Genomic DNA, 20,325 nt, shown 5'->3' on the forward strand with positions numbered 1-20,325 from the left:
GCTAGCCCTCACCTCGCACGAGATCGTAGGGATCGCGCCGGCTGGCGCGCCAGGCGGGATAGAGCGAGCCAAGCGCGCCGATGATCGAGGCCATAACGATGGCCAGAACCGCAACGATCACGATGCGCGGCCCGTCGAGCCACACGAAGGGCACGCCAATATTTTCCAGGTAATAGACCAGCGAGCGTTCGTAGAGACGCATCACCAGCACGCCGAGCACGACGCCCAGCGCGCCCCCGGCGCCGGTGGCGATGACCGCCTCGATTACCATCATGCCGACGATCTGGCTGCGCCGCGCCCCGATCGCCTTCAACAGACCGAGTTCGCCGCGCCGCTCCGTGACGATGGCCGAGAAGAGCACGCTGACCATGAGGGCCGTGCTGGCAAACATCAGCACCATCAGCGCGAGGATGCCGTTCAGCAGCGCCGCCAGCCCCTGGCGGATACCGCTCATGGTCGAGTCGCCGGTCACGACCTTCACGTCCTTCAGCGTCGAGAGGATCGCGAAGCGCGCCTGCAGCGGCGTCGCGCCCGGCGCCAGCTCGACGAGGAAGCCGCTCACCTTGCCCTTCTGCAGCACGGCCGGCGGACCGTTGGGGCCGTGAACCGATCCCGCCAGCGCTTCGAGCGTGGCGAAGGTCATGAACACGCCGCGCTCGTGCGTGCCGACGCCGGTCTTGCCCAGCCGGCCATAGACGGTATGCGCCTTGCCGAAGATCAGCAGTTCCGAGCCCAGCGGCGCGGCGCGACCGGCGCCCAGGATCACGTCGCCCGGCCGCAGGTCGCGATTCAGCTTCTCGACCAGCCAGGGCTGCACCGTGAAGTCGAGCGCCGGTTCGAAGCCGATGAGATCGACCGAATCGTGATGGCTACCGATGCCGGAATGCTCGACGCGCGCGATCTTCTGCGGCGCGGCACGGTTCACACTGGTGATCCCGGTTTTGGCGAAGAGATCCTGGTCGAGCACCAGATCGGTCGGCTCGACCGTCAGCAGCGCCGCCGTGATGTTGGTGAGCGCACCTTCGGGCACCGCCATCATGTCGGCGCCCAGCCGCGTGAAGCCCACCGCCATGCTGCTGTCGATGCTGCGCATCAGCGTGGCGCCGGTGAAGACCACGCCGCTCGCGACCGCGACGGCCGCGATCAGCAGGAGGCTGCGGGCCTTGCGGCGACCGAGATTCTGCAGCGCCAGGCTGGCGAGCAGCCTCAAAGCGTACAGGAGCGCGTGTGCTTCATGTGCTCCAGCTTGGTCGGGATGATCACGCAGTCATGATGTCCGCCGTTGCTCGGCAGGATGCCGACCAAGGTGTCGGTGGAGGTATCGATGACCGAGATGCCGCTCGACTGGCGCTGGAAGCCGCTGAACGGCGTCAGCACGTACTTGCCATCATAGGTGATGGCCGGCGTCTGCAGGTCGGGCCCGATGCCCTGGATCTCCTTCTTGATGGTCCAGGTCTTGGTGTCGATCACCATGATGCCGCTATAGGCCGGCGAGGGATGCAGAATGGACAGATAGAGCTTCGAGCTGTCCATCGAGAAGACCATGTGGAACGGATTGGGATACTTGCCACGCCACAGCGGGTCCTCGACATGGGCGATCTTGCGCCACTTGGTCGGGTCGGGATCGCTGCAGGAAAAGATCGAGCAGTTGTTTTCCCGCAGGTTGTTCATCATCACCAGGAACTTGCCGTCGGGCGAGAAGCCGATCTCGTGGCCCGGCGAGTGGATCTTGTCGAAGACGACCTTCCACGTGTCCTTGTCCACCTGCTCGACCTTGTACTGGTCCTGCGAATCCTTGTTGAACTGCAGGAAGGCGGCCGGCTCGAAGTTCTTCTCGGGATCGAGGATGCAGATGCCGCCGCACAGGCGCACGACCGTCGCGGCCCAGCGGCCTTCCGGATGCCAGATCGTGCCGTCTGCGCCGGTCAGCGTGAGCGGCGCTTCGCCGGGCAGCGAGCCTTCCTCGACGAACAGCTCGCCCATCGGCACCATTTCCCAGTCGATCTTGTTGCCCTTGGTGCCGCGCAGATTGTAGAGGCCGGTCTTCTCGTCGGGATAGATCTTCCTGATGGTGAGCGTGCCGCCCTTGATCCAGGCGTTGCGCAGCTCGGGCACGTTGGGTTCCCAGTCGAAGCGCAGCGCGGCCTTCACGCGCGAGGTGGTGCGGTCGAAGCAGGCGGCGATGTCCTTCTGGCCGTCGGTCACGAAATACGACTGCGCGTCCTTCGGATTGACGGTGACGTGCACGCCAAGGCCGAGGCCGGTCGTCTCCGACACGTTCTCGATCATCTGCATCTGGGTGCCGTCGTAGCGCACGCGGTAGATGTTGGTGCCGCCCGGCACGTTCTCCGCCGTCACGTTGGTTGGAATGCCGTAGATCAGCGAGTTCTGGCCGCCCTGCGTCGAGTTCACGAATTCGAAGCCGTGCGTGGGATCGGAGCTGGGGAAGGCACAGAGGTGATGGCTGATCGGATTGTAGTCGCCGTAGTTCCAGTACCAGATCGAGCCCAGCACGCGGTTGGAGTTGAGATCGATCGCGTAGGTGCCGCCGCCCATCTTGGTCGGTAGCAGCGCCACCCAGTTGCCGAGGCTGCGGCCCTTGATGTCGGCCCGCGAATCCACGACTTCGCGCACGATCGGCGACTGCTGCGCGCCCGTGCCGGCTGCCTGCAGGACGCCGCTGTCCGTGGACGAGCCGCCACCCATTGCGTGATAACCGAGCACGGCCACCTCGGCGGTCGCAGCCGTGCCGACGGCGACGTTCAGCATCGTGCGCCGGCTCATCTTCGTCTTGACCCTGGGCTTGGCCGCTTCGGTCCTAGCCTTCTGCGTCGCCTGCTCATGCTTCGCGACGAGATAGGCCTGGAACTCCTCGCGGTCCTTGGCCAGCACCTCCTCGTTGCGCCGCAGGAATTCGTCGATCGATCCCTTGCGCGCCGGAAGGTTCGATTCCGAACCGGACTCGAGTGGAGAAACGAGGGGCGGGACTTCTTGAGAAACTTTCGTGGCCGGTGTTTCTCGCGTGGGCTCAGTCATCGGCTGCACTCCCCCTATTCACCATATGTGCGAAGTCTAAACACGACCCGCCGCGAAACACAGGCAGAAAATTGCAGTGCCGGCCGCTGATTTCGCCCTGAGACGCGGTTAGGCTCTCCGCGAAGGAGCGCGTCGATGGATTACGCCGTCATCATCTCCGCCATCGTGCTCGGCCTTTCCGTTTTGGCCACGGGCGCGAAATTCATCGACTGGTTCCTCCATTCCGATCCCAGGACGATGGTGCGCACCATCCGCTGGATGCTGCTGCTGCTGGTGATTGCAGCCATTCCGCTGCTGGTGATGATGATCCTGCGCGAACAGTATGCGGGGGCGATGCTGCTCGGTGCCGCGATGATCGTCGTGCCGACGTTCCTCAAGTGGCGTGCGATCCTCGTGCCGCTGCGCGCCGCCTTTGGCCTCTTCCGGACTAAACCGCCGCCCTTCGAGATGCCGCCGGTCTGGCAGGACCCCGCGCCTCCCGATCCGCGCGCGCTGCAACATGCGGCCGCTTTGCTCGAAGCCTATCTCAAGCAGGTGGCGCCGGCTGCGTCATCGCCACGGCAGATATCCGGCCCGGCGGACGACGACGATGACGGCGCCATGACGGTGAAGGAGGCTCTCGACGTGCTGGGTCTGCCAGAGGGCGCCGATGTCGCGAGCGTCCATGTCGCCCACCGCCGCCTCATGCGCGGCGCGGATCCGGATGCTGGCGGTTCGCCCTACCTTGCCGCCAGGATCGACGAAGCCCGCGACGTTCTGGTTGGCGCCCTGCGACGGCGAAGCAAGCCCGCCGCCTTGGAAGCGCCGGGACGGCCGCGCCTGTTGAAAGGCTGACGGACGCCCTTCCGTGTTTGGCTAGTCGCGGAACACGGCCAGGTGAAAGGGCCGCTTCGCCGGCTTGCCGGCGACATCGTAGGTATGGACGTTCATCTTCATCGGATCGGCCATCAGTCCGACCGTGCAGAAGCCGGGCTCGACCGCTTCCTGCGCTGTGCTGCCGATCACGCAGGAGAAGTTGGTCTTCGCTTCGTTCTGAAGCGGCACCTTCCAGGTGATGACATACTGGTTGGCGCCGACCAGCTCGCACTTGTCGATCATGTAGCCGCGCGCAATCGAACCATCGGCGGCGATCACGCAGGCCAGCCGCTTTTCGAATTCCGTCATGTGTCGAACGCTCCCTATAATGAAGAGCATCGCATTGGGCGCGATGTGCCATGCGATTAACACGCTCGCCGCGTAGCGTCCTCCAGCAAGCTTCCGGAGTTCCATCATGTCCGACTCGATGATCGCCGCTTACGACCGCAGCAACGTCTTCGCCCGCATCCTGCGCGGCGAGCTGCCGTGCAAGAAGGTGTACGAGGACGACTTCGTGCTGGCGTTCCACGACATCGCGCCGCTGGCGCCCGTCCATGTGCTGGTGATTCCGAAGGGCGAGTATGTCAGCCAGGCCGACTTCGGCGCCAAGGCGCCGCCGGAAATGATCGTGGGCTTCTGGCGCGCGGTGTCAAAGATCGCGCACGATCTCGGCCTGGATCCCGAAGGCTATCGAATCGTGGCCAACCACGGCCCCAATGGCGGGCAGCTCGTGTTCCATTTCCATGTCCACATCTTCGGCGGCGGGATCATGGGGCATTCGACGGGCATGCCGAAGCCGGACAAGCAGGCTTGATCCGACGGCGCGCCCTGCTGGCGGCGGGCGCGCTCGCGCCGGGTGCCGCCTGGGCGCAGGCACGGCCGCAGAAGTCCCTGACGGAGAGCGGCTGGTATGCGAGGGGCAAGACCAAGGAACGGACGGTTCGCTTCGCCGGAACGGGCGGCGTAACCCTGGTCGGCACCCTGCTGATGCCGCTGTTCAGCGAGATCCAGTACGTGCCGGGGATCGTGCTGGTCGCGGGCAGCGGGCCGACCGATCGCGACGGCAACAATCCGCTGGCGCCCGAACGCATCGACCTCCTGAAGAACATCGCGCTTCTGCTGGCGCGCAACGGCATCGCCTCGCTGCGCTACGACAAGCGCGGCATCGGCCAGTCGACGCCGCGACCGCGCGGCTCCCTCGAGGAACAGGAGGCGTTCTTCGCCTGGGGGAATTTCGTGGGCGACGTCGAAGCGGCGCATACCGAGTTGTTGCGACACGATGAGATCAAGCCTTACGCGACGGCGCTGCTGGGCCACAGCGAAGGCGGACTGCTGGCCCTCGCCGCCAGCAAGGCGCTGGTCTCGAAGAAGCTGCATGCGCTGGTCCTGGCCGCCACGCCGGGCCGCAAGCTCGAGGATATCCTGCGCGCCCAGATCGCGCGCGACGCACCGCCGTCGCTGCGCCTGCCCACCGATCGCGCCATCGCCGCCATTCTCGAGACCGGCCGCGTGCCCAACAACCTGCCGCCCGAACTGCAGCTCCTGTTCCCGCTCTATGCCGGACCTTTCCTGAAAAGCCTGCTGTCGTTCGATCCCTCTTCCATGCTGGCGGAGAGCCGCACGCCGTGCCTGCTCGTTCAGGGAGCCGCCGACCGCCAGGTCGTGCCGATGGAGGACGTGCAGCCCCTGATCGATGCGCTGCGCGCCCGCAACGTGTCGGGCGAGGCCGTGGTGATCCCGCAGGTCAGCCACAATCTGAAGACGGTGAGAGGCCCGACCGATCCGGGGTTCGGCGGTCCGCTCTCGCCGGTGGTCGCGGAGACCCTGCTCAAGTGGCTGGTGCCGGCGCTCGGCGCTTGATCGACCCGCGCGGCCGGCCGATCATCGCCGCAAAGCCGGAGAAGAAGACATGGCCGTAACAGTGCGTCCCGTGACCGATGCCGTCGGAGCGGAAATCCTCGGGGTCGATCTGCGCAACTTCAGCGACGAGGAATTCGCCGCCATCGAACGTGCCTGGTACGCCCATTCGATGATCCTGCTGCGCGGACAGCGGTTGAGCGACGACCATCTGCTGGCCTTCAGCCGCCGCTTCGGCGAACTCGACCCGCCCCCGAACCAGGAACGCGGCCGCATCAGCCCGCCCGGCTATCCCGACATCTACGTCGTGTCGAACGTGCTCGACACCAAGGGCGACCCGATCGGCGCGCTGGGCGACGGCGAGGCCGTCTGGCACACCGACATGAGTTATCTCGACGTGCCGCCCGACGCCTCGATGCTCTACTCGCTGGAGATCCCGCCGGCCGGCGGCAACACCTGGTTCACCAGCATGCAGGCGGCTTGCGACGCGCTGCCCGCGGACTTGCGCGCAAAGATCGAGGGCCGCCGCGTGAAGCACGACGGCACCTACAATTCGGGCGGCTTCCTGCGCAAGGGCGTGACGCCGACCGACGATCCCATGGTCGCGCCGGGCGCCTGGCATCCGGCGATCCTGCGCCATCCGGTGAACGGCCGCGCGACGCTCTATCTCGGCCGCCGCCGCAATTCCCATGTCGAGGGCTACACGAAGGCCGAATCCGACGCGGTGCTCGAAGAACTGTGGGCGCACGTCACCCAGCCGCGCTTCATCTACCAGCACGTCTGGAAGGTGGGCGACCTGGTGATGTGGGACAATCGGTCGACCATGCATCGCCGCGATCCGTTCGACAAAACGGCGCGGCGCGTCATGCACCGTACGCAGATCAAGGGGACGACGAAGCCGATCGCCTTCGCCGCCTGAACGATGAAGAAGACTTCGGAGGAAACATGCGGCGGCAGAAGAAGTTCTATGCCTGGGGTTACGCCGACGAGGACCTGACCCCGGAGGAGATTCGGCCGTGGGAAGCGGAGATCGCCCAGCGCTACGGGCTCTCCGGCTTCGACGTGAAGGCGCCGCCCAGGGCGGACGAGATCGTCCTGCGCAAAAGTCGCGTCGACGTACCGTCGGCGCTGCAGGCGATGGTGCGCACCGATCACCTGACGCGGCTGGAGCACAGCTACGGCAAGGCGGGCTTCGACACGCTGCGCATGTTCATGCGCTCCGTTCCCAACCCGCCCGACGCCGTGGCTTTTCCCGAAAGCGAGGAGGACATCGTCAAGGTCCTCGACTGGTGCGACCGCATCGGCGCCAAGGCGATTCCCTATGGCGGCGGCTCCTCCGTCGTGAAGGGCATCGAGCCCTCGGCCGCCTTCGACAAGGTCGTGACCATTTCGACGCGCCACATGGACAAGGTGCTGGAGGTCGATCCTGTGAGCCACGCGGCGCGCATCCAGGGCGGCATCTACGGGCCGGCGATCGAGGATGCGCTACGCAACACGCCGTTCACCATGCGCCACTATATGCAGGCTTATCGCTGCTCGACCCTGGGCGGCTGGATCGCCACGCGCTCGGGCGGCCACTACGCCACGCTCTATACGCACATCGACGATTTCGTGGAGAGCACGCGGGTCGTGACGCCCGAAGGCACGCTGGAGACGCGCCGCCTGCCGGGCTCCGGCGCCGGTCCCAGCCCCGACCGGATGTTCATCGGCTCCGAAGGCATTTTAGGCATCATCACCGAGGCCTGGGTGCGCCTGCGCAAGAAGCCGACCTTCCGTGCGTCGGCCAGCGTGCGCTTCCGCGACTTCCATGCCGGCGCCGACGCGGTGCGCGACATCACGCAGGCGGGCCTCTATCCCGCCAACTGCCGCCTGCTCGAAGCGCGCGAGGCGCTGCCCGGCATCCCGTGGGACAACGAGGAGGCCGTGCTGGTGCTGGCCTTCGAATCGCCCGACCATCCGCTCGACGCGTGGATGAAGCGCGCGCTGGAAATCTGCGCCGCGCACGGTGGCGTGGCCGACGAGAGCGACGACGACGAGAACGCGCATCGCTCCGGCGCCGCCGGCGCCTGGCGCAACAAGTTCATCCGCGCGCCGCACTACGGCGAGCATGCGGTGGCACGCGGTATCCTCTCCTCGACCTTCGAGACCTCGATGACCTGGGAGCGCACCCGCGACTTCCAAACGAAGATCACGAAGATCGCCAGGGATACGATCAAGGCGGTCACGGGCCGCGAGGGCACGGTCACCTGCCGTTTCACCCACGTCTATCCCGACGGGCCCTGTCTCTACTTCACCTTTGGGGGCGTGTTCGACCCGAAGAAGGACGCGCTGGCCCAGTTCATGGAGGTCCTGTCGACCTGCACCGCCGCGACGGTCGAGCATGGCGGCACCACCACGCACCATCACGCGGTCGGCCGCTTCCACCGGCCATTCTACGACCGGCAGCGGCCCGAACTGTTCGCCCGTGCCCTGCGCGGCGCCAAGCGCGAGCTGGATCCGAAGGGGATGATGAACCCGGGTGTGCTGATCGATCCCTGACCGGAGCGCGTCAGTGCACCGCCGCGACCGACCGCGGCAGGAAGAAGAACATGACCAGCACGTGGCGCACGAGCAGCAGCGCGCCCACGCCCACGCAGAAAAGACCGGCGGCGACGAGATAGTCGTCGACCTCGCCGGTGTAGATGATGGTGTTGGGGATCTTGATCAGCTCGATGCAGATCTCGGCCATCAGGCCGATGGAGAGCTGGCCGACGCCATAATTGTGACAGGCATGGTCGATCGTCGCCTGCCATACCTCGTCCGGGCCATCCAGCAAGCCGAAAATCTCGCGCAGGGTCCGGCGCTCCTCCAGAAGGACTCCCCAGCCGATCATGATGATGCCGATGCCGGTGACGATCTCCATCTCCTCCTTCAGGTCGGGCTTGACCCACAGCGCTCTGGAGACCTCGAACAGGGTGATGGTCATGGGCACGCAGATCAGGAGCGAGAGGAGGCCGATCGTGAAACGCGACGTGAGAACGACCATGAGCGAGCGAATCATCGAGAGCCTTCTCCGCGACGTCGCCGGCCATCCCCCGGCCGCGACAACCCGACCCTAATCGAGCGGTCTCTTCGGGAGCAATCTCGCATATTGCGCCCCTGCTGAAGCCGACGCCGTCAACGGCGACACCGGATCACAACCGACTGGTCCCTTCACTTCCCCTACTGTCATTCCGGTAGTGGCGAGCGGTCGCCTCAGGCGGCAAGCATCGACCGGGACTGCGGCCGCCGGTAGCTGAGCGCCTCGGCGATGTGCAGGCGGCGCACGGCGTCGGAGCCGTCAAGGTCGGCGAGGGTGCGCGCAACGCGGAGCGTGCGGTGCCAGGCGCGCGCCGACAGGCCGAGGCGTTCGGCGGCGCGGGCCAGCAGCGCGCGGCCCTCGGCGTCGGGTTCGGCAATGGCGGCCAGCAGGGCGCCGTCAGTGTCGGCGTTGCAGCGTGGCTTGGCCCAGTTGCGGGCGCGGTCGGCCAGAAGGCCGGCGGCGGGATCGGGCTCGACCGCCGTCAGCTTGCCCTTTGCGTCCAGTCTGGCCAGCCGCTCACGCTGAACGGTGCGGGCGGCAGCGACCCGGGCGGCGATGTCGGCAGAACTTTCCGCCGGCGGCGGCAGCGCGAGATCGGCGGCGGCGACGGCCGGCACGTCGATGGTGAGGTCGATGCGGTCGAGCAGCGGGCCCGAGAGCTTGGTCTGGTAGTCGGCGCCGCAGCGCGGGCCGCGGGCGCAGGCGCGGCCGGGATCCATCAGGTGGCCGCAGCGGCAGGGATTCATCGCGGCGATGAGCTGGAAGCGCGCCGGATAGGTGACGTGGGCATTGGCGCGCGCCACCGTCACGCGGCCGCTTTCCAGCGGCTGGCGCAGCGCTTCGAGCGTGGCGCGGTTGAACTCCGGCAATTCGTCGAGGAACAGGACGCCGTGATGGGCCAGCGAAACCTCGCCCGGCTTGACGCGCGACCCGCCGCCGATCAGGGCCGGCAACGTCGCCGAATGATGAGGGTCGCGAAAGGTCCGGCGGCGGCTGAGACGCCCCTCGCCCAGGTCGCCGGCCAGCGAGCGCACCATCGAGGCTTCCAGCGCCTCCTCCGGTTCGAGCGGCGGCAGGAGGCCCGGCAGGCGGGCGGCCAGCATCGACTTGCCCGATCCCGGCGGCCCGATCATCAGGAGGTTATGACCGCCGGCCGCGGCGATCTCGAGCACCCTCTTGGCGCTCTCCTGGCCCTTGATCTCGCTGAGGTCGGGATAGTGGGCGCGGTCGTCGGCCATCAGCGCCTCGGGCGCCGGCAGAATCTGTTGGCCGCGCAGGTGATTGATCAGCGACAGCAGCGAAGGCGCGGCGATGATCGGCGGCCGGTCGGTGCCGTGGACGGGATCGAAGCCACCCCACGCGGCCTCGCCGCCACAGACCGCCGGACAGATCACGCCGCGCCCCGCCGCCTGGGCGGCAATCGCCGCCGGCAGGACGCCCGGCACGCGACAGAGCGAACCGTCCAGCGCCAGTTCGCCCAGGGCCACGAACCCCTCGACGCTCTCGCGCGGCAGCACGCCCATTGCGGCGAGAAGGCCCAAGGCGATGGGGAGGTCGTAGTGGCTGCCTTCCTTGGCGAGGTCGGCCGGCGACAGGTTGACGGTGATGCGCTGCGGCGGCAGCGCCAGGCCCAGTGCGCGAAAGCAGGCGCGCACCCGCTCGCGGCTCTCGCCCACCGCCTTGTCGGGCAGGCCGACCACGGTGAACGCTATGGTGCCGGGCGCCACCAGCACCTGCACGTCGACGGGCAACACGTCGATGCCCTGGAACGCCACCGTCCGAACCTTCGCCTGCATGAACTGCTCCCGATCCGTCAGGGAACAATTAAAGAACGTATGCGACTATAGTAAAGCACGCGACGGTTGTAAAGCACCATAGGTAGCGAAGTCGCGAACGTCGCCGCCGGGCGTCAGGCGCCGGCGGTCAAGGCACCGATGCGATGGCCTTGATCCGCGCCACCAGGGCCTTCACGGCCGGGTCCGCCCTGTAGTGTGCGGAGACCGGCTCCGTGGCGTCGGCCAAAGCCTTGCGATCGACTTCCGTGACGATTTCGACCCCCAGGGACGCCGCCGTCGCGCGCGCCGCATACTCTCGCTCAAGGCGCAGCTGGCGCTGCAGCGTGGCGGATTCCCGGGCAGCGGTACGGAGCAGCTGCTGGTCGTCCGGCGACAGACGCAGCCACGCCGCCTTCGAGACCACCAGGATCTCGGGCGGCCGCGAATGCCGGGTCAGGCTGTAGACGCCCGTCGCCGTCTGCTGGCGCGATGCCAGAAAGGCGGAGAGGTACGCGGAGGCGTTGTCCTCGGCCGCATCGACGAGCCGGGCCTTGAGGGCTTCGTAGACAAGGCTGCCCGGCAGAGGCACCGGCTGGCCGCCCATCGCCTGCACGGTCGCCCGCGCCATCTCGGAGAGCGGCACGGCGATCTTCAGGTTCTTCATGTCTGCTCCGTTGCGGACGGGCCGGCGCGCCATGATCGAGCGGTAGCCCGGATCGTAGAAGCAGAGGCCAACGAGGCCGATCTCGTCGAGGGACGCGAGAATCTCCTCGCCGATCGGCCCGTCAAGCGTCCGACGCACATGGTCGTCGGACTCGAAGAGGTAGGGGAGCGAGAGCACGGTCGTCGCGGGCACCAGGTCGTGGAAGTTCGCAACGCCCACGGTCGCCATGGCGAGCCTGCCGGTGCGCACCTGCTGGAGGGTGAACGACTCGGTGTCACCACTCTTAGGCTGGAGCGCCAGCTTGATGCGACCACCGGTGCGTTCGGCGACCAGCCTCGACATCTCGGCCATGGCCAGCACCGACGGATAGTCCGGGCGATGAACGGTCGAGACCCCGAATGTCTCGGCTCGCGCCGCGACCGGCCCCAGAAGCAACGCCGCCATCACCGACAACCACAACCCACGCATCAGGACCACACTTTCCGGGTTTGCACTTCCACGGAAGGAAAGTGGGGCGCGGGCGAAGGGATGCTATTTCATAGTCTTCAGACGAACATGAACGCCATTCACAGCGCGGCCGCGAGCGGCGGCACCTCGTCGAGCCGGCTGGGCGGATGACCGACCCGACGCTTCCGCAAGGCCGGCGGCGCATAGAGCACGTCGAATTCCTCGACGATCAGCCGGCGCAGCCAGCGGTGGGCCCCATTTGTCTCGTCGCTGGCGTGCCAGATCATGTCGACGGCATATTCGATGCCTTGAAGCGGTATCGGCAGCGGCATCGTGGCGAGCTCGCTTGGCGCGCTGTAGAGCGCCACCCAGCGCTGCGGCAGCACGGCACAGAGGTCGGTGTGGGCGAGAACGGCAACAACCCCCGCGAGAGTCGGGATGGTGACCGCGGTGCGCCGCGTCACACCCTTGCTTCGCAATACCTCGTCAAGGCTGCGCCGATCGACAATGGCGCTGGAGACGTCGAGAAAGGGCAATTCGAGAAATCGGTCTAGGGTGAGCTTGTCCATCCTGGCGGGATGATCCGACCGCAGGGCGACGACGAAAGGATCCCGCCAGATACGCTTGCGGCGATACTCGGGCCCGCGGGCCCGGGCGGCTACACGCATCTGGATGTCGCCGGGAGCGTAAGGATTCTCCTCGTCGTCCGGAAGCTGACCGACGATCAGGGTGACGCCGGGAGCCTCCGCGCGCACGCGCGCGCACAGCCGAGGCAACAGGCAGTCGCTCATGAAATCGGACTGGCGCAGGTTGAAGGTACGCTGCGACGTCTCGGGATCGAACTCGCGCTGCAGAGCGATGCCCTGCTGCAGGCTGTGCAAGGCGGCGCGCACGAAGGGGACCAGCTCAAGTGCACGCCGCGTCGGCGACATGCCGGTCGGCGTGCGAGTAAACAACGGGTCGCCGAAGGTCTGGCGCAGGCGGTTCAGCGCGTGGCTGACGGCCGAGGGCGTCATGCCGATCGCCTTGGCCGCGCGGGTAATGCCCTTCTCGGCCATCAGCGCATCGAAGATTACCAGAAGGTTGAGATCGATGCTGCGGAGGTTCATCGGAACCCTCCTGTTCGAGGCGGTAAGCTCTCAACGCGGTGGGGCTATCTTGCTCGTTTGCCGGATCGATTGATACCCCGGGCCGGGGAGATATCAGTCTTCAAGAGGCTGCGCGGGTCTGCAGTCCCGGAATCCAGGCGTCGTACCAGTTGATCGGATCGCTCTGCGACCGGCTGGTCCCCGATCAGCCGCGACCCGTGCTAGGTTCCGGCCGCAAACGCGGGAGAGTTTCGTGACGGCCAAGCAGAAGATCGACGACCTCAATTTCACGCCGCCGGCGGCGATCACCGACCTCGCCGCCCGGGTGAAGGAATTCATCAAGGACAAGATCATCCCCTACGAGACCGACCCGCGCTGGACCTCGCACGGGCCGACCGACGAACTGCGCATCGAGATGAACGAGCTGGCGAAGGCCGCCGGCGTGTTCGCGCCGCAGGTCCCGAAGGAATATGGCGGCCAGGCGCTGAGCCAGGTCGGCCGCGCCCATGTCTTCGAGGCGGCCGGCTATTCGATCCTGGGACCGACGGCCATCCACTGCGCCTCGCCCGACGAGGGCAACATCCACCTGCTCGACGTCGTGGCCCGCCCCGACCAGCGCGAGCATTTCCTGAAGCGGATGGCGACGGGCCAGATCCGCTCGATCTTCTGCATGACCGAGCCGGGCGGCGCTGGCTCCGACCCCAGCCTGATGACGACGACCGCGCGCCTCGAGGGCAACGAGTGGGTGATCAACGGCCGCAAGTGGCTGATCACGGGAGCCGAGGGCGCGGGCTGCGCCATCATCATGGCGAAGAACGAGGGCGGGCCGATGAACGGCCACGCCACCATGTTCATGGCCGACCTGCCCGATCCCGCCATCCGCCTCGAGCGCACGCTCGACACGATGGATTCGAGCTTCACCGGCGGCCACGGCGTGATCGAGATCAAGAACCTGCGCCTGCCGGCCGACGCGGTGCTGGGCGAGATCGGCAAGGGCTTCCGCTACGCCCAGGTCCGCCTCGCCCCGGCGCGTCTGAGCCACTGCATGCGCTGGCTGGGCGCGGCCATGCGCGCGCAGGATATCGCGACGGAGTATGCCCGCACGCGCGTCGCCTTCGGCAAGACGCTGGGCGAGCACCAGGGCGTGTCGTTCATGCTGGCCGACAATCTGATGGACATGAACCAGGCGCGGCTGTCGATCTGGCACACCGCCTGGCTGCTCGACCAGGGCGAGCGCGCCTCGAACGAGAGCTCGATGTCGAAGGTGATCTGCTCGGAAGCCTATTTCCGCGTCGCCGACCGCTGCATGCAGATCCTGGGCGGGCTCGGCATCACGCGCGACACGGTGGTCGAGCGCTTCTTCCGCGATTCCCGCGCCTTCCGCATCTACGACGGTCCGTCCGAGGTCCATCGCTGGGCACTGGGCGCGCGCATCGTCTCCGGGAAGATGTAGGAACGGCGCACGGCGGGCGCTATCGTCGCGGTCGACGCCAACGATAGGCCGACCGATGAGCTCGACGACATTAGCTGCCCGCCGCGACCGCGCCTTCGGCGCCGGCGCGCCCCTCTTCTACAACACGCCCCTGCACATCGTGCGGGGCGAGGGCGTCGAGCTGTTCGATCCCGAAGGCCGGCGCTACGTCGACATGTACAACAACGTGCCGTGCGTCGGTCATGCCAACAGCCACGTCGCCGAGGCGATGGCCCGCCAGCAGTCGACGCTCAACGTCCACAGCCGCTACCTGCACGAAGGCATCGTGGCCTTCGCCGAGCGGCTGACGGCGCTGCACGGGCCGGCGATCGAGAGCGTGATCTTCTCCTGCTCCGGCACGGAGGCCAACGAAGTGGCGCTGCGCATGGCGCGCATGGCCACCGGAAAATCCGGCATCGTCTGCACCAACGCCACCTATCACGGCAACAGCGAGGCCGTCGGCAAGATGACCCGCATCGGCACCGGCCAGAACGCCGCTGGCGACGTGCGCGCGATCCCCTTCCCCGAGATGCTGCGCCCGCTGGTGCCCGGCGCCGGCGAGGACGAACTCCGCGAGGCCTATCTCGACCGGTTGCGCCAGGCGATCCGCGGCCTGGAGGAGGACGGCACGGGCTTCGCCGGCCTGATCGTCTGCTCGATCTTCGCCAACGAGGGCCTGCCCGACGTGCCCTCGGGCTTCATGGCGCGCGCCGCCGAGATCGTGCGCGAAGCGGGCGGGCTGGTGATCGCCGACGAGGTGCAGGCCGGCTATTGCCGCAGCGGGCAGTGGTGGGGCTACGACGTGCTTGGCTTCAAGCCCGACATCGTCGTCACCGGCAAGCCGATGGGCAACGGCCTGCCGCTGGCCGCCACCGCTGCGAGCCGCACGCTGGTCGAAGGCTTCCGGGCGGCGACGCGCTACTTCAACACCTTCGCCTCGAGCCCGCTGCAGGCGGCGGTCGGCATGGCCGTGATCGACGTGATCGAGCGCGATGGCCTTGCCGCTAACGTCGCCACTGTGGGGGCGTTCCTGAAATCGGCACTGGCCGAACGCAAGGGCCGCTTCGCGTCGATCGCCGACGTGCGCGGCCACGGGCTGTTCATCGGCGTCGAAATCGCCCGGACGGACGCAGCGCGCGAACCCGACATGGACAAGGCGGTCGACATCATCAACCGCCTGAAGGACCGCGGCTTCCTGACCAGCAATGCCGGGGCCTACAGGAACGTCGTGAAGATCCGGCCGCCGCTGGTCTTCAAGCAGAGTCACGCCGAGGAATTCCTCGTCGCCTTCGACGCGACGATGGCGGACGTCGACGGCTAGGCTCTCGATGGACAGCGAGACCGTCGATCGGACTTTCACGCCGGCCGCCCACGAAGCGCTGAAGGCCTTTCCGATCGACGCCGAGGATCTGACCCTGGTGTCGCTCTCCGAGAACGTCACGTTCAAGGTGGCCGACCGGCGAGATGGTCGGGCTTACGTTCTGCGCCTGCATCGGCCGGGCTATCACACGCTCCAGGAGCTGATCTCCGAGCGGGCCTGGATCCGGGCGCTGGCCGAAGCCGGGATCGATGTTCCCTCGGCTGTGCTCGCGCGCGACGGCCAGGACTATGTCCCGGTCACGATTCCCGCCACGGGCGAGCAACGCTTCGCCGGCATGGCCAGCTGGACCGAAGGCCGCCTGCTCTCCGATGTCCTGGCGGAAACCGACAATCAGAAGCGTGTCGAAGAGTCCTTCACACAGCTCGGTGCCATCACGGCGGCGATGCACAATCAGGCCAGTGCCTGGCAGCCGCCGCCGGGTTTCAAGCGGCACGCGCTCGACAGCGACGGGCTGATGGGGATGGCGCCGCATTGGGGAGAGTTCTGGGAACACCGCTCGCTGTCGGCGGGCGAGCGCAGGCTTCTGCTCGAAATGCGGCAGCGCCTGCACGACATGCTGGGCCGACTGAGCCGCGAGCCGCACGCCTACAGCCTGATCCACGCCGACATGCATCCGGGCAACATCGTGGTCGACGGCGACCGGCTGACCGTGATCGACTTCGACGATGCGGGCTATGGCTGGCACCAATACGACCTCGCCACCGCGCTCACGCACTGGCAGACCAAGTCCAATGCCGCCGAGATCGAGCGCGCCTTCCTCGCCGGCTATCGCGCCGGGCGTCCGGTCGCCGACGAGGCCCTGAGCCTGCTCCCTCAGTTCCGGCTGATCCGCTGGATGGCGACCATCGGCTGGTTCCACCAGCGCCCCGAGGTCAATCGCCCGTCGTCGGTGTTCGAGGAACGCAAGGCCTGGGTCCTCGAACAGTGCGAGGCTCTGCAGCGCTCCCGGCTATGAATGCAGATGGCAGGCGACGGCTCTTCCGTCGGCCATCTCGATCAACGGCGGGTCGACGGCCTTGCAGACGTCCATCGCCCGGGGGCAGCGCGTGTGGAACCGGCAGCCGGGCGGCGGGCGCATGGCGCTGGGGATTTCGCCCGCGATGATGTCGGCGCCGCGCGCGGCCTCCAGCTCGGGATCGGCGATCGGCACGGCGGCCAGCAGCGCCTGCGTGTAGGGATGCAGCGGATCCTTGTAGAGCTGGACCCGTGTCGCGATCTCGGCGATGCGGCCGAGATACATCACGGCGATGCGGTCGCTGATGTGACGCACGACGCTGAGATCGTGGGCGATGAAGATGTAGGTGAGGCCGAGCCGCTCCTGCAGCTCCATGAACAGGTTCACGACCTGCGCCTGGATCGACACGTCGAGCGCCGACACCGGCTCGTCGCAGATCAGGAGCGTCGGCTCCAGCGCGAGCGCACGGGCAATGCCGATGCGCTGGCGCTGGCCGCCCGAGAATTCGTGTGGATAGCGCTCGGCCATGTCCGGCAGCAATCCGACCATGCGCAGCAGATCGGCGACGCGGGCGCGATACTTGTCCTGGTCGGACGCCATCCCGTGGACGACCAGCGGCTCGCCCACGATGTCGGCCACCTTCATGCGCGGATTCAGCGAGCCGTAGGGATCCTGGTAGACCATCTGCATACGCCGCCGGATCGGCCGCATGCGCTTGCGGTCGTGACGCGTGATGTCCTCGCCCTCGAACTCGATCCTGCCTTCCGTCACGTCGAGCATGCGCAGGATGGCGAGGCCCGTCGTGGACTTGCCGCAGCCCGATTCGCCCACCAGCCCCAGCGTCTCGCCGCGCGCCACGCTGAAGCTCACGCCGTCGACGGCCTTCACCGTGCCGACCTGCTTGCGCAGGATCGCGCCCGCCGTGATCGGGAAGTGAATCTTGAGGTCTTCGACCTTCAGGACGGTGTCAGGCTGCGAGGCGGTCATGGAAGAAGCACGCGGAAAAATGGTTGGGAGCGCTCTCGACCAGCGGCGGCCGCTCGGCCCGGCAGCGGTCGGTCGCCTCCTTGCAGCGCGGAGCGAAGGCGCAGCCCGGCGGCAAGGTCGCGAGATCGGGCGGCTGGCCGTCGATCGGAACCAGCGGCCGGTCGGTGTCGCCGTCGAGCCGCGGCACCGAGGCCATGAGGCCGCGCGTATAGGGATGGCGCGGTGTCTTGTAGAGCTGGCGCGCCGGTGCGGTCTCGACGATGCGGCCGCCATACATCACCACGACGCGGTCGGCGTAGCGCGCCACGACGCCCAGATCGTGGGTGATCAGGATCATCGCGGAGTTGGCCTCGCGCGTCAGTTCCTTGAGCAGCGCCAGGATCTGCGCCTGCACGGTGACGTCGAGCGCCGTCGTCGGTTCGTCGGCGATGATGAGCTGCGGCTGGCACGCCAGCGCCATGGCGATCATCACGCGCTGGCGCATGCCGCCGGAATACTGGTGCGGATAGGAGGAGAGCCGGCTGCGGCCGTCGGGAATGCGCACCTTGCCGAGAAGCTCGGCGGCCTTGTCGAGCGCCTTGGCCCACACCGTCCTGCGGTGCAGGTTGATCGGCTCGCCGACCTGCATGCCGACGGTGAGCGCCGGGTTGAGCGAGCTCATCGGCTCCTGGAAGATCATGGCGATGCGGTCACCGCGGATGGCGCGGATGCCGGCATCGTCGAGCTTCAGCAGGTCCTTGCCCTCAAAGAGGATCTCGCCTTCCTCGATCTTGCCGGGTGGATCGGGGATCAGGCGCAGGATCGAGAGCGCGGTCACGCTCTTGCCCGACCCCGATTCGCCGACGATCGCCAGCGTCTCGCCGGCGGCCACGTCGAACGACACACCATCGACCGCCCGCACCGTACCGCGTTCGGTGCGGAAGCGTGTCGACAGGTTACGGACGCTGAGAAGCGGAGCGGTCATGGGCTGGGGGCGCGCCACTCCCGTGGCGCGTCACAGTTTGGACCGACGATGATCGCGCCACGGAAGTGGCGCGCCCCCGGCAAAGGCATCACTTGCCCATCTTCTTCTTCAGCTCCTGATCGACCCACATGCGGGCGTAGATCGGGCCCGGGCGGACTGCGCCGGCGCGCAGTTCGCCGTTGTAGCCCTTCACCCACGGCCACCACGCCGTATAGATGTAGGGCGTCGGCAACCAGATGTAGGGGGCCTTGTCGAGGATCTCCCGGGTCAGCTCCTTGATCATGGCCTGGCGCTTGCCCTCGTCGGGCTCGCGATACATGGCATCGATCTTGGCGTCGTAGGCCGGATCCGCCCATTGCGACGGATTCCAGACCTCCTTGGTATAGAAGCTCTTGTGCAGGCTTCGCGTCGGATTGGTGTGGCCGTTATTCATGAAGTAGCCAGGCGCATTCGTCTTGGTGGTCATCGCCGAGAGGAAGGCCGCATATTCCATCGGCTGAATCTCGAGCTTGACGCCGACCTGTTCCAGATAGGCCGCAACAAGCGGCAACAGGTCCATGTGATCGGGGCTGCAGGAGCAGACCTGGACCTTGAAGCTGAAGCCCTTCGGATAGCCCGCTTCGGCCAGCAGCTTCTTCGCCTTGTCCGGATTGTAGATGAAAAGTTCCTTGACCGAATCCGGCATCGAATCGAGCGGTTCGAAGTAGCCGACGTAATCAGGGTGCTGCGGATATGCGAAGAGTTCGGCGTTACCGCCGTAGTAGGCCTTGACGATCTCCTGCTTGTTGACCGCGTAGTTCAGCGCGCGGCGCACGCGGATGTCGTCGAACGGCTTGGTGTCGACACGCATCGCGAGGAACGTGCCCGACATGTTGAGCCAGCGCGACCACTTGAGCTGCGGCGTCGTCTTCTTCAGATCGTCCGCCGCGCTCCACCGGATCGCCTCCAGGAGGTCGAGCTTGGCGGTCCTGAGCGCCGTCAGGAACGTCGCCTCGTCCTTGATCGTGCGATAGACGACCTTGTCGAGGAACGGCAGCTTGTATTCCTCGCCACCGATCTTCTCCTTGTCCCAATAGTTGGGGTTCCTGCTGTAGGTATTGGAACTGCCCTGCACGAAATCGGTCAGCATGAATGGCCCGGTACCATTGCCGTTCTTCCAGTTGGAGGCGCCAGCGTCGGCCATCTCCTTCGGGTAGATGGGCGAGTAGTAGCCCCAGCCGAACCGGTAGTCCCACTCGGCGTGGAATTCCTTGAAAAGGAAGTCTACCGTGTACTTGTCCTTGGCCTCGACCTTGTCGACATAGTCGAAGTAGCCCTTCTGGGCCTTGGCACTCTTGGCAAGACGATAAAAGCTGAAGACGACGTCATCTGCCGTCAGTTCACGCGCCGCCATGACACCGGGCTTCTCCGGGAACATCACGCCCTTGCGCAGCTTCACCTCGACGCGCAACGGATTCTGCTTCCACTCCCAGCTCTCGGCCAACTCGCCGCGGATGGCGTCGGTCGGAAGCCAGGCGTCTGCGTAGAACGGATGCTTTCCGCCGTTTCGCACGCTCTTGGAGAGGTCAGCGGCGAAAAGCTGCTCGAGATAGTTGCCGGTGTCGTGGTTCAGCTTCCAGTTCCAGTCGGCTGGATCGAACGACAGCGCAGTCAACGTCACGTAAACGGTGCCGACTTCCAGCGTGCCGCCGTACTTCGGCTTCTCCTGCGCCAGCGCCGGCGCCGCCAGCAAACCCAGTCCGATCGCGCCGCACAGCAGCGCCTTTCCCAGTCTCTTCATGATC

The 20,325-nt window shown here is 66.7% G+C and carries 18 protein-coding genes; 8 read left to right on the forward strand and 10 right to left on the reverse strand.

Annotation, left to right across the window (positions count from 1 at the left end):
* Position 1: 1 nt before the first annotated feature.
* Complete coding sequence (locus tag KQ910_RS05470) at positions 2-1,210, reverse strand: ABC transporter permease (RefSeq protein ID WP_229600331.1); 1,209 nt, start codon at positions 1,208-1,210, stop codon at positions 2-4.
* Positions 1,207-3,036: a YncE family protein gene (locus KQ910_RS05475; RefSeq protein WP_216957461.1), complete on the reverse strand. Its 1,830-nt coding sequence runs from the start codon at positions 3,034-3,036 to the stop codon at positions 1,207-1,209. The genes KQ910_RS05470 and KQ910_RS05475 overlap by 4 nt, the downstream gene beginning before the upstream one ends.
* A 135-nt stretch (positions 3,037-3,171) precedes the next feature.
* On the opposite strand from KQ910_RS05475, the gene KQ910_RS05480 reads away from it, so the two are divergent.
* Positions 3,172-3,870 carry a J domain-containing protein gene (locus KQ910_RS05480; RefSeq protein ID WP_216957462.1) on the forward strand — a complete coding sequence of 233 codons (699 nt, stop codon included), beginning with the start codon at positions 3,172-3,174 and terminating at the stop codon, positions 3,868-3,870.
* Between the two features lie 21 nt (positions 3,871-3,891).
* Here the strand turns inward: KQ910_RS05480 and KQ910_RS05485 are convergent, their stop codons facing one another.
* Entirely contained in the window at positions 3,892-4,200 is a 309-nt protein-coding gene (locus KQ910_RS05485) for a hypothetical protein (RefSeq protein ID WP_216957463.1), read from the reverse strand.
* A gap of 106 nt (positions 4,201-4,306) precedes the next feature.
* On the opposite strand from KQ910_RS05485, the gene KQ910_RS05490 reads away from it, so the two are divergent.
* From KQ910_RS05490 to KQ910_RS05505, 4 genes are read left to right on the forward strand one after another with little or no spacing between them, the layout of a single operon-like run.
* Complete coding sequence (locus KQ910_RS05490; protein WP_229600332.1) at positions 4,307-4,705, forward strand: histidine triad nucleotide-binding protein; 399 nt, start codon at positions 4,307-4,309, stop codon at positions 4,703-4,705.
* Positions 4,702-5,751, forward strand: a complete 1,050-nt coding sequence (locus KQ910_RS05495; protein WP_216957464.1) for an alpha/beta hydrolase family protein — start codon at positions 4,702-4,704, stop codon at positions 5,749-5,751. Before KQ910_RS05490 ends, KQ910_RS05495 begins: the two co-directional genes overlap by 4 nt.
* Before the next feature lie 49 nt (positions 5,752-5,800).
* Positions 5,801-6,667, forward strand: coding sequence for a TauD/TfdA dioxygenase family protein (locus KQ910_RS05500; protein ID WP_216957465.1), 867 nt, complete (start codon positions 5,801-5,803; stop codon positions 6,665-6,667).
* 26 nt (positions 6,668-6,693) lie between these two features.
* A complete protein-coding gene (locus tag KQ910_RS05505) occupies positions 6,694-8,286 on the forward strand; it encodes an FAD-binding oxidoreductase (RefSeq protein ID WP_216957466.1) in 1,593 nt (530 codons plus the stop codon).
* A 10-nt stretch (positions 8,287-8,296) separates the two neighbouring features.
* Here KQ910_RS05505 and KQ910_RS05510 read toward each other — a convergent pair whose 3' ends face one another.
* The 4 genes from KQ910_RS05510 to KQ910_RS05525 all read right to left on the reverse strand — a co-directional run bounded on the left by KQ910_RS05510 (position 8,297) and on the right by KQ910_RS05525 (position 12,804).
* Positions 8,297-8,788 (reverse strand): hypothetical protein, encoded by a 492-nt coding sequence (locus KQ910_RS05510; RefSeq protein ID WP_216957467.1) that lies wholly within the window; start codon positions 8,786-8,788, stop codon positions 8,297-8,299.
* Between the two features lie 194 nt (positions 8,789-8,982).
* Positions 8,983-10,605, reverse strand: coding sequence for a YifB family Mg chelatase-like AAA ATPase (locus KQ910_RS05515; protein WP_216957468.1), 1,623 nt, complete (start codon positions 10,603-10,605; stop codon positions 8,983-8,985).
* A gap of 127 nt (positions 10,606-10,732) precedes the next feature.
* Positions 10,733-11,716, reverse strand: a complete 984-nt coding sequence (gene dctP / locus KQ910_RS05520) for a TRAP transporter substrate-binding protein DctP (protein ID WP_216957469.1) — start codon at positions 11,714-11,716, stop codon at positions 10,733-10,735.
* Positions 11,717-11,814: 98 nt separating this feature from the next.
* On the reverse strand, positions 11,815-12,804 hold the full coding sequence (locus KQ910_RS05525; RefSeq protein WP_216957470.1) for a LysR family transcriptional regulator: 990 nt from the start codon (positions 12,802-12,804) through the stop codon (positions 11,815-11,817).
* A gap of 232 nt (positions 12,805-13,036) precedes the next feature.
* Between KQ910_RS05525 and KQ910_RS05530 the strand changes: the two genes are divergently transcribed.
* From KQ910_RS05530 to KQ910_RS05540, 3 genes are read left to right on the forward strand one after another with little or no spacing between them, the layout of a single operon-like run.
* On the forward strand, positions 13,037-14,236 hold the full coding sequence (locus KQ910_RS05530) for an acyl-CoA dehydrogenase family protein (RefSeq protein WP_369408287.1): 1,200 nt from the start codon (positions 13,037-13,039) through the stop codon (positions 14,234-14,236).
* Positions 14,237-14,291: 55 nt separating this feature from the next.
* Positions 14,292-15,575, forward strand: a complete 1,284-nt coding sequence (locus KQ910_RS05535) for an aspartate aminotransferase family protein (protein WP_216957471.1) — start codon at positions 14,292-14,294, stop codon at positions 15,573-15,575.
* A 7-nt stretch (positions 15,576-15,582) separates the two neighbouring features.
* Complete coding sequence (locus KQ910_RS05540) at positions 15,583-16,590, forward strand: phosphotransferase enzyme family protein (RefSeq protein ID WP_216957472.1); 1,008 nt, start codon at positions 15,583-15,585, stop codon at positions 16,588-16,590.
* Here the strand turns inward: KQ910_RS05540 and KQ910_RS05545 are convergent.
* From KQ910_RS05545 to KQ910_RS05555, 3 genes are all read right to left on the reverse strand, one after another.
* Entirely contained in the window at positions 16,585-17,577 is a 993-nt protein-coding gene (locus tag KQ910_RS05545; protein ID WP_216957473.1) for an ABC transporter ATP-binding protein, read from the reverse strand. The two genes, KQ910_RS05540 and KQ910_RS05545, sit on opposite strands and share 6 nt — an antisense overlap.
* On the reverse strand, positions 17,558-18,541 hold the full coding sequence (locus KQ910_RS05550; RefSeq protein ID WP_216957474.1) for an ABC transporter ATP-binding protein: 984 nt from the start codon (positions 18,539-18,541) through the stop codon (positions 17,558-17,560). Before KQ910_RS05550 ends, KQ910_RS05545 begins: the two co-directional genes overlap by 20 nt.
* Before the next feature lie 88 nt (positions 18,542-18,629).
* Positions 18,630-20,321: an ABC transporter substrate-binding protein gene (locus KQ910_RS05555; RefSeq protein WP_216957475.1), complete on the reverse strand. Its 1,692-nt coding sequence runs from the start codon at positions 20,319-20,321 to the stop codon at positions 18,630-18,632.
* Positions 20,322-20,325: the final 4 nt, after the last annotated feature.

The organism is Reyranella humidisoli (assembly GCF_019039055.1).
Taxonomy (GTDB): Bacteria; Pseudomonadota; Alphaproteobacteria; order Reyranellales; family Reyranellaceae; genus Reyranella; species Reyranella humidisoli.

Coding starts and splice junctions, on each gene's coding strand:
- KQ910_RS05505 (WP_216957466.1), top strand. CDS start 6,694: ATGCGGCGGCAGAAGAAGTTCTATGCCTGGGGTTACGCCGACGAGGAC.
- KQ910_RS05510 (WP_216957467.1), bottom strand. CDS start 8,788: ATGATTCGCTCGCTCATGGTCGTTCTCACGTCGCGTTTCACGATCGGC.
- KQ910_RS05525 (WP_216957470.1), bottom strand. CDS start 12,804: ATGAACCTCCGCAGCATCGATCTCAACCTTCTGGTAATCTTCGATGCG.
- KQ910_RS05555 (WP_216957475.1), bottom strand. CDS start 20,321: ATGAAGAGACTGGGAAAGGCGCTGCTGTGCGGCGCGATCGGACTGGGT.
- KQ910_RS05515 (WP_216957468.1), bottom strand. CDS start 10,605: ATGCAGGCGAAGGTTCGGACGGTGGCGTTCCAGGGCATCGACGTGTTG.
- KQ910_RS05535 (WP_216957471.1), top strand. CDS start 14,292: ATGAGCTCGACGACATTAGCTGCCCGCCGCGACCGCGCCTTCGGCGCC.
- KQ910_RS05540 (WP_216957472.1), top strand. CDS start 15,583: ATGGACAGCGAGACCGTCGATCGGACTTTCACGCCGGCCGCCCACGAA.
- KQ910_RS05475 (WP_216957461.1), bottom strand. CDS start 3,036: ATGACTGAGCCCACGCGAGAAACACCGGCCACGAAAGTTTCTCAAGAA.
- KQ910_RS05545 (WP_216957473.1), bottom strand. CDS start 17,577: ATGACCGCCTCGCAGCCTGACACCGTCCTGAAGGTCGAAGACCTCAAG.
- KQ910_RS05490 (WP_229600332.1), top strand. CDS start 4,307: ATGTCCGACTCGATGATCGCCGCTTACGACCGCAGCAACGTCTTCGCC.
- KQ910_RS05485 (WP_216957463.1), bottom strand. CDS start 4,200: ATGACGGAATTCGAAAAGCGGCTGGCCTGCGTGATCGCCGCCGATGGT.
- KQ910_RS05500 (WP_216957465.1), top strand. CDS start 5,801: ATGGCCGTAACAGTGCGTCCCGTGACCGATGCCGTCGGAGCGGAAATC.
- KQ910_RS05480 (WP_216957462.1), top strand. CDS start 3,172: ATGGATTACGCCGTCATCATCTCCGCCATCGTGCTCGGCCTTTCCGTT.
- KQ910_RS05550 (WP_216957474.1), bottom strand. CDS start 18,541: ATGACCGCTCCGCTTCTCAGCGTCCGTAACCTGTCGACACGCTTCCGC.
- dctP (WP_216957469.1), bottom strand. CDS start 11,716: ATGCGTGGGTTGTGGTTGTCGGTGATGGCGGCGTTGCTTCTGGGGCCG.